The following is a 13,437-nucleotide window of genomic DNA, read 5'->3' on the forward strand; positions in this document are numbered from 1 at the left end:
CCGGATCGAGGAGAAATGGCTGTCTCCACGTGTACACGAACCCCGGCCGAGCTGGGTTCAACCGTCGTCCAGCAGGCCCCCGCGCTGCTGGCGCAACTCGCGCTGCTGACCCTGCTGGCGGTCACGACCGGCCTCGGCCTCGCCGGATGGGGGGTGGGCGTGGCCTACCTGCTCGGCCTGTTGGTGCTGCTCACCCAAGGCGCCTGGCGGATCCGGGTGTACCGGCTGGGCCCCGCCGACCAGGTGACGCTCGCCCGAGCGGCCCTGATCGGCAGCGTGACCGCCCTGGTCGCCGACCACCTGGGCGGGCACCCGCCGCTGACCTTGCTCGTCCCCATCGCAGCGGTCGCCCTGGCCCTGGACGCACTAGACGGCTACGTCGCGCGCCGCACCAGAACGGTCTCCGCGCTGGGCGCCCGGTTCGACATGGAAGCGGACGCCTTCCTGATCCTGGTGCTGAGCGTCCTGGTCGCAACCTCGGTCGGCCCGTGGGTCCTGGCGATCGGCCTGATGCGCTACGCCTTCGTGGCCGCGGCCCGGCTGGTGCCGTGGCTTCGCGCCCCGCTGCGCCCCAGCCGGGCGCGAAAGGCAGTGGCGGCGTTGCAGGGAATCGCCCTGACCGTCGCGGCGGCGGGACTCGCCCCAGCGGTCCTGGCGGGGGCTGCGGTAGCGACGCTGAGCTGGTCCTTCGGCCGGGACGTGTGGTGGCTGTACCGGAACCGTGCCGTCTAGGCACCGCGAATTGATTCTTCATCGCCGGGTTTCGAGGGCTGAAAGCGCGGCTCCCGGACCGTCGTGGCTCTTGATTCCGCACTGCGGCAAAAGGGCCAGCCGCTTGCCTCGATCAGCACCGCCTCGGCGGACTACTGCGGGCAAAACGGCTGGCCCCGGGATGCGGTATCGGCCCCCCTCAGGCTGATCTCCAACCTCCCAATGCTCACTCTAGCGGTGCCGGAATACCTTCGCTTAACCCGTCCGTGGGTAACCTGCCCGCATTCCTTTTCCGGACATCTGGCACCCGGTCAATAGCGTCGGGAATTGCTCTCGAGCTGCGGATCCGTCGTGATTAGCGATCGCAAAAAGAAACCGTACGCGTATCCTGTTGTGCGGTTCAGCCCTTTGCGCTCAACTGCCACGACACACCCCACCGGTCGTTCACCCAGGCGAACGGGCCGAAGCCGTAGTCGTCCAGCGGCATCAGCGTTCCGCCGCCCTCGCCGAGTGCCTCGTAGAGCCGCTTGAGTTCGTCGGTCGAGTCGACGGTGACGAACAGCGAGGTCGACGGCGTGAAGTCGAAGCCGTGTTTGACGAAGCTGTCGCTGCACCGCACCCGCTGCCCGGCGACGGTGAACTCGGCCATCACGATCGTTCCCTCCGGGCCGGGGCCGTCGGCTCCGTAGCGCTCCTCCGAGAGCACGGAATCACCGGGGAACAGCGAGGTGTAGAAGGCCATCGCCTCGGCGGCGTCGCGCTTCTGGAACATCAGGAACGGCACGAGGTCGGTCATCGAACTGCCCTTTCGCGGGTTGGGGTCAGGTCCGAACGTGGCATTGACAAGAAGTTTTGTCAAGCGCGCAGCACGACGCACGCGAAGCCGCACGAGTGGCGGTAATCCCGGAGCCACTCGTCCCGGTGGGCGGCCGCGGCGGCGAGGGCTTCGGCTTGGTCGGGGTCTTCCGGGTGGTCCACGACCATTCGTAAGTGTCCAGATCAGCGCGGGTGCTCGGGTGGCCGTGGGTCGGCGTCCAGCCGGCGGCGGTCATCTGGCCGAGGAGTTCAGGCAGGTCTGGCAGATCGCCGAAGATCTTGGCGGGGGCGGCTCGCGACACCTCGTTCAGCTGCGGCGGCGCGGGCACGGGAGAGGGCGAATTCCGAGGTGTCGACGCCGACTGCTCGGAGTCTCGGGTAGGGGGCGAGGGCGCGGATCAGCCACTCGGCACTGCCGCAGTCCAGGTCTAGAACAGCAGAGTCCTCGCGCGGGATGCCGCGGTCGAGCAGGCGCTGGACCTCGTCGTGGCTGACCGGAGCGGCGATGGGTGCTGGACGTGGGCGAGTGCGGAAAGTCGTTCACGGTCCACGCGCGGCAGGCTGGTACGCAGGGCGTCGGCCGCGCGTCTCGTTTACGACCGGGTGCGCATCGAGGTCGACGGGGCGGTGCCGAGTACGCGAGCGGCGACCCAGGCCAGGCCGTCGGCGGTCTCGGCGGGGGTGCCGGACGGCTGCATCACGTGGCTCAGCACGGTGCGCACGACCAGGTCCATGACCACGGTGAGCTGGCCGTCGTCGAGTGGCGGCGAGTAGCGGAGGACCCGGGCGCGCAGGACTGTTTTCGCTTCGGTGAGCAGACTGCCTGCGCGAGTGGTCAGCAGCGGGAGGAATTCGTTGTCGGTGCCGTGCGTCGCGGAGGCGATGGCGCGCAGCAGGATGTTGTCGTCGGCCAGTTCGAGCACCGCGCGGACGGCGTCGTAGATCGCCTCGACCAGGTCGTCCGGATGCCGGTCGAACGCGGTGCTCACGACGGCGAGGAACCGCTGCAGCTCGTGCGAGATCATCGCCTCGGCCAGGGCGGTTTTCGAGCCGATCTCGTTGTAGACGGTCTGCCTGCTCACCCCGACCAGTTCGGCAAGCCGCGCCATGGTGACCGCTGGCCAGCCGGATTTGGCGGTGAGTTCGATGGCGGCGGTGATGATGGGCTGCCGGTACTGGCCGCCCGCGGGCACCGGAAGCACGCTCATGGCCGTCATTCTAAGCGGCCCTTTCCTGCGCGAAAGCGACTGCCTCGAACCACGGCGCCCGCGCGGCGATCCGCTTGCGGTACTTCATGATGTCGCGCGGCCGGTCGACAGTGAACGCGCCGACAAGCCGGTCGCCGCGCCGGTACAGCGCGGTGAAGCCGTGCTCAGCCGGGACCGCGACGACCACCTCGTCCGCGCGCGATGTTCCGACGAACTGGATGCGGTGGGAGTACCAATCGGACCAGAAATACGGCACGGCGCTGAACACGCGTGCGCTCGCGGGGTCCAGCGCGTGCCGAGCCGCGGCCGCACCCTGCTCGGCCGCGTTCGTCCAGTGCTCCAGCCGCATCAGCTCGTCGTCGAACAGCGCGTTCGCCACGTGCGCGACGTCTCCGGCCGCGTAGACGCCGTGTGCGGCGGCGAGCGTGCCGTCGCACACGATGCCGCCGTCGCGTTCGTGCAGCAAGAGTCCGCTGTCGCGCAACCAAGCGGTGGCCGGGGCGGCGCCGATTCCCGCGACGACGAGGTCGGCTGGGAGGATTTCGCCGGTGGACAGCCGGACCCCGGTGACCGCGCCGTCGGCGGTTTCGAATCCGGTGACGGTTGTGCCCAGGTGGAGATCGGTGCCTGCGGCGCGATGGAGATCCGCGCAGACGTCGCCGACTTCGGGTCCGATCGCGCGTACCAAAGGAGTATCCAGAGCTTCCACAATGGACACTGAAAGGCCGCGTTTGCGGGCGGCTGAAGCGACTTCGGAGCCGATGAATCCGGCACCGATCACCACTGTCCTCGCCCCGCTGTCCAATGCGGACCGGATGGCGAGCGCGTCGTCGGCCGTGCGCAGCGAGTGAATGCCGGAAATCTCCGCGGTACCGGGCAGAACTCGGGCGGCGGCTCCGGTGGCGAGGACGGCCGCGTCGTACGGGACGGTCGTGTCGCCGAGGTGAATCTCCCGGGCGATCGGATCGAGTCCGGTCGCGGGAGTGCCCAGCCGGAGTTCCACGCCGAGGTCGCGCAGATCGTCCTCGCTGAGAAACGGTTCCACCGCAACCGGTCCGTCCACCGCGAGGAAAGCCTTCGACAGCGGCGGCCGGTCGTAGGGAAGGCGGTCCTCCGCGCCGATCAGCACGATCCGCCCGTCGTATCCGGTCCGCCGTGCCGATTCCACCGCTCGCAACCCCGCCAGCGACGCGCCGACCACCGCGAGCGTCATGACACCAGCTTCAGCGCGAGCACCGGGCAGGCATCGACCGCCGCGGCGAGGTCGGTCCGGTGCTCCTCGCCGGGGTTCTCGTCGAGCACGACGACCGTGCCCTCGTCACCCACCTCGAAGAAGTCCGGCGCCATCGCTTCGCACATGCCCAGGCCGTCACATTTGTTCAAATCCGCTTCGATCCGCATCACACACTCATCCTTCCGGGAGCAACGAAGTCCAGCTTTTCCCTTACGCCGCAGTCGGGGCAGCACCAACTGTCCGGAATGGACGACCACGGCGTCCCGGCCGGGAAGCCTTCGCGCGGGTCGCCGCGCTGCTCGTCGTAGACGTATCCGCAGCCGGGGCACATTCCGCCTTCGCGGGCATCGCCGCGCACGTCCTCCGGCACGGCAACCGGCTTCACAGCAGAAGATCCATACTGGGCAAGGATTTTCTCGCGCTTGGACGGCTGGATGTTCGCCCGGCTCATATCGCCGTCGAAGTGGTTGAGCACCCGCTTGTCCATGACGCGACGCCACAGCGGCGGGAACAGTGCCAGCACGATCATCCCGGCGTACCCGGTCGGCAGCACCGGAGATTCGGCGAAGTCGCGCAGGGTCTGGTAGCGGCGGGTCGGGTTGGCGTGGTGATCGCTGTGCCGCTGCAGGTGATACAGCAGGACGTTGGTGGCGATGTTGTTGGAATTCCAGCTGTGGCTGGGATCCACGCGCTCGTACCGGCGGCGCTCCGGCGGCCCGACCTTCTGCCGCAACATCCCGTAGTGCTCCATGTAGTTCACGACTTCCAGCAGCGAGAACCCGATCACCGCCTGGATCACCAGGTACGGCAGGATTCCGACGCCGAGCCACGCCACCATCGCGACCCACAGCACCGCGGACATCAGCCACGCGTTGAGCACGTCGTTGCCGATCCGGAACGGATGCTTGTTCCGGCGGGCGTAACGCTTGCGCTCCAGTCCCCACGCGGATTTCAGCGAACCGAACACAGTGCGCGGCCAGAACCGGTAGAAGCTCTCGCCGACGCGGCTCGACGCCGGGTCCTCCGGAGTCGCGACGCGCACGTGGTGCCCGCGGTTGTGCTCGATGTAGAAGTGCCCGTAAAAGCTTTGCGCCAGCGCGATCTTCGACAGCCAGCGCTCGTGGCTTTCCTTCTTGTGGCCCAGTTCGTGCGCGGTGTTGATGCCGATTCCGCCGATGCAGCCGATCGAGACGGCCAGTCCGACCTTGTCCGCGATGGACAGTTCACCGCGCGCGATCAGCCAGAACGCGAAGACGAATCCGACGTACTGGATCGGCAGGAACAGGTAGGTGATCCACCGGTAGTACCGGTCCTGTTCGAGCCGCTCGATCACGTCGTCCGGCGGATTGCTCCGGTCGAGCCCGGCGACCAGGTCGATCGCGGGCACGATCGCCAGGATCACGATCGGCCCGATCCAGAGCCAGACGCCCCATCCGGTCGCGGCGTGCAGGCCGATCGCGAGGAACGCCAGCGACGGCACGACCAGTCCGATCAGCCACAGGTACCGCTTCTTGTCGGTCCATCCTTCGGTCGACCCCAGCGGCACGGTGCCGGTCATCTCGCTCATCACGCCCTCCTCCGTTGGCTGGCTTTACACGAAGGTAAGACATGTACAGCACGATTGACAAGAGGTATCCTAATGTAAAGTTGACACGGAGGAGTGAACCCGCGGGTCGGGCGTCGGTCGAAGTCAGCCGGGGACGCGGGCGTGCCGCAGCACCTCAACCACCGGGTCCAGCCGGGTGTCGGCGGTGCGCCGGATCAGGAACGTGGTCAGCGTGGCGACGAGATCGTCGATCGGGAGGACCGCGCATTCGTTCGGGTCCAGTGCCAGCGCGGTCGCGGATTCGACCGGCGCGAGGGTGAAGCTTTTGGTGCTGCGCAAGAAGATCAGCAGTCCGCTGACGTCGGAGAACTGCGCCTCCGGATCGACCAGCACGCCCTTGGCGGCGAGCTGCTCGGCCCGCCGCGAACCGAGGTCCCAGTGTCGCGGACCCTGCAGATACTGGAATCCGCGCAGGTCAGCCAGGGTCAGCGAGGTGCGTCCGGGGAAGCGCGACGCGTCGACCACAGCGCCGAGCGGCTCGCGGTAAAGCACGATCGTGGACAGCCGGTCATCGGAAGTGCCCAGGTGTGACACCGCGAGGTCGATCGAGTTGCTCCGCAGCGCTGATTCCATTTCGAGCGACGGCATCTGCCGCAGCGTGAACCGGTAGGAGCCGTCCAGGGCCCGGATCGATTCGCTGAGCTGGCGGCGGTGCGCGGGGTTGAGCACGTCGGGGATGGCAAGGCGGATGTCGGTGCGCTGGTCGCGGTTGCGCATTTTCGCCGGAATGGCGTCGAAGCCCGAAACGACCGCTTCGGCGAGCGGCAGCAGAGCTTCGCCCGCCTCGGACAGCCGGGTGTGGTGGGTGGAGCGGTCGAACAGCGGTTCGCCCAGCTCGCGTTCGAGGTCGCGAATCCGCTGGCTGAGCGGCGGCACCGACATGTTCAGCGACCGCGCGGCGCGGGTGAAGTTCAGCTCGCGCGCGACCGCGAGGAAGTACCGCAGGTGGTGGATCTCCACGCAGTGCAGCGTACCCACGGTGTTATCAGCGTGGTCATACCGATCTGATGCACTCGGTCATTCCCTTCCGGTGAGCAAGCGCTTAGCGTCAAGAGCGAAGCCAAAGATCGTCAACGGGAGGACCGCGAAGATGCCCGACGAAGCCACCGGACCGCTTTCCGGGGTGAAGGTGCTCGACCTGTCGTCCGCGGTGATGGGCCCGTACGCCACGCAGATCCTCGGCGACTTCGGCGCCGACGTGATCCGGGTCGAACCGCTGCGCGACGTCGCCCGGCACTCGCCGGCCAACACCGGCCGCACGCCGGGGATGGCCCCGCTGTACATGCAGGTCAACCAGAACAAACGCAGTATCGAACTCGACCTCAAGGACCCCGCCGGCCGCGAAGACCTCTTCGCCCTGCTCGCCGACGCCGACGTCCTCGTCACCAACATGCGCGCCGCCGCCCTCGACCGGCTCGGCCTCGGCTACGAGCAGCTGCGCGAACGCTTCCCGCGCCTCGTCTACGCCCACGCGCAGGGCTTCGCGCCCCACTCGTCGCGCGCCAACCGCCCCGCCTACGACGAGGTCATCCAGGCCACGTCCGGCCTGGTCAGCCTGCAGGACCGGGCGGGCGGCACGCTGCAGTTCGTCCCGACCTTCATCGCCGACAAGACCGCCGCGCTGTACCTGCTGGGCGGCGTGCTCGCCGCGCTCTTCGACCAGCAGCGCACCGGCAAGGGCCAGCAGGTCGAACTGGCGATGGCCGACGCGATGATCGCGGTCAACCTGGTCGAGCACCTGGCGGGCGACGTCTTCGTCCCGGCCGCCGGCGACATCGGCAACCCGCTTTCGCTCAGCGACACGCACGCCGCCATGCGCACGGCCGACGGCGGCGCGATCGCCGCGGTGCCCTACACCAACGACGCCGTGCGGACGCTGCTGATCGGCGCCGGCCTCGAAGACGCCGCGGCCGATCCGGCCTGGGACTCCCCGGTGATCGACCGGGAGATTTTCACCGCGGGAGTGGAGAAGGTACTGGCCAATTCCACCAACCGCACCACTGCGGAGTGGGAGGAGTACCTGACCGCCCACGACGTTCCGTACGCGGTCGTCGTCGACATCGCCGACCTGCCGACCGACCCGTACGTTCAGGAAGTCGGGCTGATCACCGAGCGGGAACACCCGACCGAGGGCACGATCCGCGTAGTGGAGAGCCCGCTGCATTTCTCGCGGACCCCGGCCGGGTTCCGCAGGCACGCCGAACGCGCCGGAGCGAGCACCGCCGAAGTCGTCGGAGCCGTACGCACCACTGAAGGGGTTTGATCGATGGATCTCGAACTGTCTCAAGAGGACCTCGCGTTCCGGGACGAATTGCGGGAGGTGTTCCTCGGCGCGATTCCGGAGGAAATTCGCAAGCGCAGCGCGCTCGGCCAGATCACCCGCGACGACATCGTCACGAGCCAGCGGATCCTGAACGAGCACGGCCTCGCCGTGCCGCACTGGCCGGTCGAATGGGGCGGCCGCGATTGGACGCCGACCCAGTCCCACATCTACGCCTCCGAACTGCAGCGCAACGCGGTGCCGCAGCCGCTCGCCTTCAACGCGAGCATGGTCGGCCCGATCATCGCCGAGTTCGGCAGCGAGGAACAGAAGAAGAAGTTCCTCCCGGCCACCGCGAATCTCGACATCTGGTGGTCACAGGGCTTCTCCGAGCCGGAGGCCGGTTCGGACCTGGCCGGGCTGCGCACCACCGCGAAACGCGACGGCGACCACTACGTCCTCAATGGACAGAAGACCTGGACCACGCTCGGCCAGTACGGCGACTGGATGTTCGTGCTCGCGCGGACCGACCCGGACGCGCCGCGCAAGCAGCAGGGCCTGTCCTTCCTGCTGCTCGACCTGAACACGCCGGGCATCGAGCGTCGTCCGATCAAGCTGGTCGACGGGTCCGCCGAGGTCAACGAGTTCTTCTTCGACAACGTGCTCATCCCGGCGGAGAACCTGGTCGGCGAGGAGAACAAGGGCTGGACGTACGCGAAGTTCCTGCTCGGCAACGAGCGCAACGGCATCGCCCAGGTCGGCACCGGTCAGCGGATCTTCGCCGACCTCGCCGCCGCGGCCGCGGATCTGCCCACTGAGGACGGTCCGCTCGCGGACGACCACGAATTCCGCGCGGCCATGCACACCGCGAAGACCACACTGCTCGCCCTGGAGGCGACCCAGATGCGGGTCACCGCCGCTTCGGAGAACGGCCAGCCGAGCCCGGTGTCGTCGCTGCTCAAGATGGAGGGCACGCAGGCCCTGCAGGCGCTCACGAAGCTGCGCATGCGCGCGGCCGGTTCCGACGGCATGCTGCTGGACACCGAGTCGCCGGTCCAGGCCGACGAGGCCGCGGTGGTGGCCGCGGCGCAGTACCTGAACCAGCGGAAGCTGTCGATTTTCGGTGGCTCCAACGAAATCCAGCGCGGCGTCATCGCGAAGACGATCCTCGGTCTGTAAGGGACGGCGACTCATGAACCTCGAATTCAACGAAGACCAGAAGCTGCTGTTCGAGACCGTCGACACGGCGGTCGGCCGCGGCTACCCGGCAGGCGGCCGCGCGGCCGCGACGAGCAGCGAACTCGGCTGGAACGACCAGGTCTGGAGCACCCTCGGCGAGCTGGGTCTCGCCGGTCTCCCGATCTCCGCGGACCACGACGGCGCGGGCGCGGGCCCGGTCGAGGTCTACGCGACGCTGGAGGCGATGGGCAAGCACGCGGCGGCCGAACCGCTGCTCGACGGCGTGTTCCTGCCGTCGTGGATCATCGCCGAGCTGGGCACCGACGACCAGGTCAAGGAGCTGCTGCCGGCGCTGGCCGGCGGCGGCACCACGATCGCGGTCGCGCACTCCGAGCCGGGGCGTCCGTGGGGTGTCGCACCGACGGTGTCGGCAGCCGGTTCCGTGCTTACCGGCGTGAAGTCGCCGGTGCGCAACGCCGACCAGGCCGACAAGTTCCTGGTCACCGCCGTGGACGAGAACGGCCGCACCGGGGTGTACCTGGTCGAGGCGACCGCTGAAGGCATCACTCGCGTCGACGGCCGGGCCGCGGACTGGGGCCACACGTCGCAGGTCGAATTCGCTGGTACGCCGGCGGTTCTGCTCGGCACCGCGGACTCCGACGTGGCCGCCGGGTTGCGTCGCGCGTTCTCGCGGGCCCGCGTCGCGGTCACCGGCGAGGCCATCGGCCTGATGGAAACCGGGCTCGCGATGACCGTCGAATACCTCAAGACGCGCAAGCAGTTCGGCGTTCCGCTGGCGGCGTTCCAGGCGCTCGTGCACCGTGCTGCCGACCTGTACGCGAAGGTCGAGCTGGCTCGTTCGCTGGCGCTGTGGGCCACCGCGACGGTCGAGGCGTACGACAACGGCGCGTCCACTGTGGACCTCGATGGCGCGGCTGACGACGCGTTCGTGTTCGTGTGCGACGCGGCGACCGCGACCGCCGAGGAAATCGTTCAGCTGCACGGCGGCATCGGAATGACTTACGAATCAGAGGTCGCGCACCACGCGGCGCGCCTCATCGCCATTACGGAGAGTTACGGCGGAGTGAGCGCGGCCCGTCGCCGCGCGCTAGCGTCGGACGCGTTGCTGACGCCGCCGAGCGCGCTGCTGAACAACGCGGACGCGGTCACCGCCTGAGAAAGGAGCGCGTCATGCCGGTCGTCGCGATCGTCGGCGCTGGGGTCATCGGAGTGTCGTGGGCTCGGCTGTTCGCTGAGGCGGGCTGGACGGTGCGGGTCACCGATCCGCGTCCGGACCTGGGGGACATAGTCACCCGGGAGCTCGCCGGGCTGCCCGTCACGGCAGTCGCGGACCTCGCGGAAGCCGCTGCCGGGGCCGACTTCGTGCAGGAGTCGGGGCCGGAGCGGATCGAGCTGAAGCGGGAAATGTTCGCGACGCTCGCCGCCGCCACGCGCGACGACGCAGTGCTGGCTTCCTCCTCGTCGTCGCTGTTGCCCTCGGTGATCGCCGAGGGCAACGCGGCGGCCTCGCGGATCGTGGTCGGGCACCCGTTCAACCCGCCCGAGCTGATGCCGCTGGTCGAGGTGGTGCCCGGGGTATCGACCTCAGAGGAGACCGTGAAGAAGGCCGTCGAGGTCTACCGCGGGCTGGGCAAGAAGCCGATCACGCTGAAGAAGGAAGTGCCCGGCTTCGTCGGGAACCGGCTGCAGAAGGTCTTCAACGACCAGGCGATGTACCTCGTGCAGCAGGGTGTCGTGTCCGCGGCGGACCTGGACGAGCTGGTCAAGGCGTCGCTCGGCCCGCGGTGGGCGACCATCGGGCCGTTCGAGAGCATGCACCTCGGCGGCGGGCCGGACGGGATCCGGCACCTCGTGAGCCACGTCGGTTCGCAGATGAAGTTCGAGATCGGCCGTCCGGACCGGGAACACCTCGATGCGGTGATCGACGAGGTCGAGCAGACCTACGGCGCCGCGGACACTTACGCCGCGCGGGTCGAGGCGCGAGACAGCCGTACTCGCGCGGTGCTGGACGCGCTGGAGAAGGAATGAGCCTCACCGAACACCTCGAGGCCGCGCTCGCCAAGCCAGCCACCACCGACGAATACGATCTGCACCAGCCGCTGGCCGATTTGCTCGGCTCGGTCGGGCTGCAAGAGTCCGACGCCGGCGGCCGGATCGAGTTCACCGGAGCCGACCCGGTGCTGCCGGGCGCGCTGCGGCTGGCCGGGGCGACGTCGATCGCGCTTGCGGCGAAATCCGTCGCGGTGGCGAAGATCTGGCAGCTGCGCGGCGGACGCGGGCAGGACATCTCGATGGACCTGCGGACCGCGCCGCACCGGCTGTGCCCGTTTTACGACAGGAAATGGGAGCTGCTCGACGGCTACCCGCAGGGAGACCCGGCGCGGGTCGATCCCGCGTTCGGCACGGATCGCTTCTACTCCACCGCGGACGGCCGCTGGGTGCACCCGATCGGCCCGTATCCGAAGCTGCGCAACGACGCGGCCGCGCTGCTCGGCGTTCCCGAGCGGGATGCCTTGGTGCGGCAAGCGATCTCGCGGTGGAATTCGTTCGAGCTGGAGGACGCCGCCGAGGCCGCGGGCGTCATCATGCCGGTGGTGCGGACGACCGAAGAGCTGATGGCCACCGAGCAGTACCAGTCGGTGCTGTCGACGATGCCGCCGGTGATCGTCGAGCGGATCGGTGACAGCCCGCCGGAACCGTTGCCTCCCAACCCTTCCACGCCACTCGAAGGGGTCCGTGCCCTCGGCCGGGCGCACATCATCGCGGGCGCTGGCTGCGGGCGTGCCTTGGCGCTGCACGGCGCGGACGTGCTGAACGTGTGGGATCCGGGCGAATACGAACTGCCGGTGCTGTACGCGACGTCCAATGTGGGCGTTCGCTCCACGCGGCTCGACTTCCGTCGTGCTGAGGACCAGGAGCGGATGCACGGGTTGCTGGCCGGCGCGGACGTCTTCTACGCCAACCGCCGCCCCGGATACCTCGCGCGACACGGTCTTGACGCGGAAACCGCCGCCGAGATCCGTCCCGGCATCATCCACGCCGAGGTGACGCTCAACGGTGCGACTGGCCCGTGGTCCGGCCGCGTCGGCTTCGACCAGACGGCTGGCTGCCTGTCCGGCGTCATGCTGCTCGAAGGCGAGGGCGGGGTCCCGTCGCTGCCCGCGGTGCCGGTGGTGAACGACTACATCACGTCCTGGTTCCTGCAACTGGGAATCCTGCGCGCCCTCATGCTCCGCGCCGAATGGGGCGGTTCCTATCGGGTGCAGGTTTCGCTCACGCGCGTTGCCTTGTGGCTGCTGAGCCTGGGCATCTTCGACAAGGGTTACTCCGCGGAGGTCGCCGGTGTTGCTCCCGGGCACGAATACTTCGATCCCGAGACGTTCACCGCGGACACTCCGCTTGGCCGCTACCGCGGGGTCACCGAGCAAATCCGGATGTCGGAAACTCCGGGCTATTACACGAATCCGCTGATCCCCCGAGGATCGCACCGTCCAGAGTGGAGGTGACATGTTCAGCGAGCTCGTGGTGCTGGGCATTCGCACCGGGACGATTTACCGTGTCGGGCTTCCCGACGGGCAGGTTACCCCGCTGTACAAAGAGGCTGGCGTTTCGCCGGACGGCGTCGTCGTCGACGGTGACACTGTTTATTGGACCACCATGGGCATGCCCTCGCGCGACCCGTCGGTGCCGGGCGAGGCTGGCCTCGACTACTCGGCGCGCAACGGCGGCCTGCACGCGATTTCGTTTGACGGCACCGGTGCGCGCGATGTAGTCCCGAATGGAACGTTGACGACCGGGAAACAGTTGGCCTACAACGGTTCTCTGTATTGGGGGGACCGGGAGGGCTGTCGGATCACGCGGGTGCGTCCGGATGGCTCTGGGCTGACGGATCTGATCGTGAACGAGCCGGACGACAGCGGGACGCAGGAATGCGTTGGCGTTACGGTGGACGCTACGCATCTGTACTGGACGCAGAAGGGCCCGGCCAAGGGCGGCCTCGGCCGGATTTTCCGTGCTGGACTGGAGATTCCAGCTGGTGAAACCGCGCGCGATCGGTCTGACGTCGAGACCCTGTGGGATCACCTGCCGGAGCCGATCGATCTGGAAATCCACGGTGGGTTTCTGTATTGGACTGATCGAGGTGCCGCTCCGAAGGGCAATACGCTGAACCGTGCGCCGATCCCTGGCCCGGGGGAGAAGGGCGCCGAGCCGGAGATCCTGGCGAGCGGGTTCGCCGAGGCGATCGGCCTGGCGGTGGACGACGAGGTCGCTTACGTGTCCGACCTCGGCGGCCGGATCACCGCGGTGCCGTTGGCCGGTGGCGAGCCGCGGGTGGTGGTGGACATGGGCGAGCTGCTGTCCGGGATCGCGGGGATTCAGCGTTAGTCTCTGGGCTGGTGGA

The 13,437-nt window shown here is 68.3% G+C and carries 14 protein-coding genes; 7 read left to right on the forward strand and 7 right to left on the reverse strand.

Annotation, left to right across the window (positions count from 1 at the left end; all coding sequences use genetic code 11):
• Window positions 1-15: 15 nt before the first annotated feature.
• On the forward strand, window positions 16-732 hold the full coding sequence (locus tag ATK30_RS23440; protein ID WP_101437441.1) for a CDP-alcohol phosphatidyltransferase family protein: 717 nt from the start codon (window positions 16-18) through the stop codon (window positions 730-732).
• 379 nt (window positions 733-1,111) lie between these two features.
• Here the strand turns inward: ATK30_RS23440 and ATK30_RS23445 are convergent, their stop codons facing one another.
• The 7 genes from ATK30_RS23445 to ATK30_RS23475 form a co-directional block, all read right to left on the reverse strand.
• Entirely contained in the window at window positions 1,112-1,507 is a 396-nt protein-coding gene (locus ATK30_RS23445; protein WP_101437442.1) for a VOC family protein, read from the reverse strand.
• Window positions 1,508-1,566: 59 nt separating this feature from the next.
• Complete coding sequence (locus ATK30_RS46910; protein ID WP_279630013.1) at window positions 1,567-1,689, reverse strand: hypothetical protein; 123 nt, start codon at window positions 1,687-1,689, stop codon at window positions 1,567-1,569.
• A 431-nt stretch (window positions 1,690-2,120) separates the two neighbouring features.
• Window positions 2,121-2,744: a TetR/AcrR family transcriptional regulator gene (locus ATK30_RS23455; RefSeq protein ID WP_101437443.1), complete on the reverse strand. Its 624-nt coding sequence runs from the start codon at window positions 2,742-2,744 to the stop codon at window positions 2,121-2,123.
• Window position 2,745: 1 nt separating this feature from the next.
• Complete coding sequence (locus ATK30_RS23460; RefSeq protein ID WP_101437444.1) at window positions 2,746-3,948, reverse strand: NAD(P)/FAD-dependent oxidoreductase; 1,203 nt, start codon at window positions 3,946-3,948, stop codon at window positions 2,746-2,748.
• Window positions 3,945-4,136 (reverse strand): ferredoxin, encoded by a 192-nt coding sequence (locus ATK30_RS23465; RefSeq protein WP_037811043.1) that lies wholly within the window; start codon window positions 4,134-4,136, stop codon window positions 3,945-3,947. The genes ATK30_RS23460 and ATK30_RS23465 overlap by 4 nt, the downstream gene beginning before the upstream one ends.
• Window positions 4,136-5,536, reverse strand: coding sequence for a fatty acid desaturase (locus tag ATK30_RS23470; protein ID WP_101437445.1), 1,401 nt, complete (start codon window positions 5,534-5,536; stop codon window positions 4,136-4,138). The genes ATK30_RS23465 and ATK30_RS23470 overlap by 1 nt, the downstream gene beginning before the upstream one ends.
• A 123-nt stretch (window positions 5,537-5,659) precedes the next feature.
• Window positions 5,660-6,535, reverse strand: coding sequence for a LysR family transcriptional regulator (locus tag ATK30_RS23475; RefSeq protein ID WP_101441021.1), 876 nt, complete (start codon window positions 6,533-6,535; stop codon window positions 5,660-5,662).
• Between the two features lie 130 nt (window positions 6,536-6,665).
• Here ATK30_RS23475 and ATK30_RS23480 point away from each other — a divergent pair, with 130 nt between their 5' ends.
• The 6 genes from ATK30_RS23480 to ATK30_RS23505 are packed head-to-tail and all read left to right on the forward strand — an operon-like array spanning window position 6,666 to window position 13,421.
• On the forward strand, window positions 6,666-7,838 hold the full coding sequence (locus tag ATK30_RS23480; RefSeq protein WP_101437446.1) for a CaiB/BaiF CoA transferase family protein: 1,173 nt from the start codon (window positions 6,666-6,668) through the stop codon (window positions 7,836-7,838).
• Between the two features lie 3 nt (window positions 7,839-7,841).
• A complete protein-coding gene (locus tag ATK30_RS23485) occupies window positions 7,842-9,014 on the forward strand; it encodes an acyl-CoA dehydrogenase family protein (protein ID WP_101437447.1) in 1,173 nt (390 codons plus the stop codon).
• A 13-nt stretch (window positions 9,015-9,027) separates the two neighbouring features.
• Entirely contained in the window at window positions 9,028-10,191 is a 1,164-nt protein-coding gene (locus ATK30_RS23490; protein ID WP_101437448.1) for an acyl-CoA dehydrogenase family protein, read from the forward strand.
• Window positions 10,192-10,205: 14 nt separating this feature from the next.
• Window positions 10,206-11,063 carry a 3-hydroxyacyl-CoA dehydrogenase NAD-binding domain-containing protein gene (locus ATK30_RS23495; protein ID WP_101437449.1) on the forward strand — a complete coding sequence of 286 codons (858 nt, stop codon included), beginning with the start codon at window positions 10,206-10,208 and terminating at the stop codon, window positions 11,061-11,063.
• Window positions 11,060-12,541 carry a CoA transferase gene (locus ATK30_RS23500; protein ID WP_101437450.1) on the forward strand — a complete coding sequence of 494 codons (1,482 nt, stop codon included), beginning with the start codon at window positions 11,060-11,062 and terminating at the stop codon, window positions 12,539-12,541. The genes ATK30_RS23495 and ATK30_RS23500 overlap by 4 nt, the downstream gene beginning before the upstream one ends.
• Window position 12,542: 1 nt before the next feature.
• Entirely contained in the window at window positions 12,543-13,421 is an 879-nt protein-coding gene (locus tag ATK30_RS23505; protein ID WP_101437451.1) for an SMP-30/gluconolactonase/LRE family protein, read from the forward strand.
• Window positions 13,422-13,437: the final 16 nt, after the last annotated feature.

Source organism: Amycolatopsis echigonensis (genome assembly GCF_002846615.1).
GTDB lineage: Bacteria > Actinomycetota > Actinomycetes > Mycobacteriales > Pseudonocardiaceae > Amycolatopsis > Amycolatopsis echigonensis.

Bases quoted from the DNA above. Each gene is read 5' to 3' on its own strand.
- ATK30_RS23490 (WP_101437448.1), top strand. From the start codon at position 9,028: ATGAACCTCGAATTCAACGAAGACCAGAAGCTGCTGTTCGAGACCGTC.
- ATK30_RS23480 (WP_101437446.1), top strand. From the start codon at position 6,666: ATGCCCGACGAAGCCACCGGACCGCTTTCCGGGGTGAAGGTGCTCGAC.
- ATK30_RS23445 (WP_101437442.1), bottom strand. From the start codon at position 1,507: ATGACCGACCTCGTGCCGTTCCTGATGTTCCAGAAGCGCGACGCCGCC.
- ATK30_RS23455 (WP_101437443.1), bottom strand. From the start codon at position 2,744: ATGACGGCCATGAGCGTGCTTCCGGTGCCCGCGGGCGGCCAGTACCGG.
- ATK30_RS23440 (WP_101437441.1), top strand. From the start codon at position 16: ATGGCTGTCTCCACGTGTACACGAACCCCGGCCGAGCTGGGTTCAACC.
- ATK30_RS23465 (WP_037811043.1), bottom strand. From the start codon at position 4,136: ATGCGGATCGAAGCGGATTTGAACAAATGTGACGGCCTGGGCATGTGC.
- ATK30_RS23470 (WP_101437445.1), bottom strand. From the start codon at position 5,536: ATGAGCGAGATGACCGGCACCGTGCCGCTGGGGTCGACCGAAGGATGG.
- ATK30_RS23495 (WP_101437449.1), top strand. From the start codon at position 10,206: ATGCCGGTCGTCGCGATCGTCGGCGCTGGGGTCATCGGAGTGTCGTGG.
- ATK30_RS23485 (WP_101437447.1), top strand. From the start codon at position 7,842: ATGGATCTCGAACTGTCTCAAGAGGACCTCGCGTTCCGGGACGAATTG.
- ATK30_RS23505 (WP_101437451.1), top strand. From the start codon at position 12,543: ATGTTCAGCGAGCTCGTGGTGCTGGGCATTCGCACCGGGACGATTTAC.
- ATK30_RS23460 (WP_101437444.1), bottom strand. From the start codon at position 3,948: ATGACGCTCGCGGTGGTCGGCGCGTCGCTGGCGGGGTTGCGAGCGGTG.
- ATK30_RS23500 (WP_101437450.1), top strand. From the start codon at position 11,060: ATGAGCCTCACCGAACACCTCGAGGCCGCGCTCGCCAAGCCAGCCACC.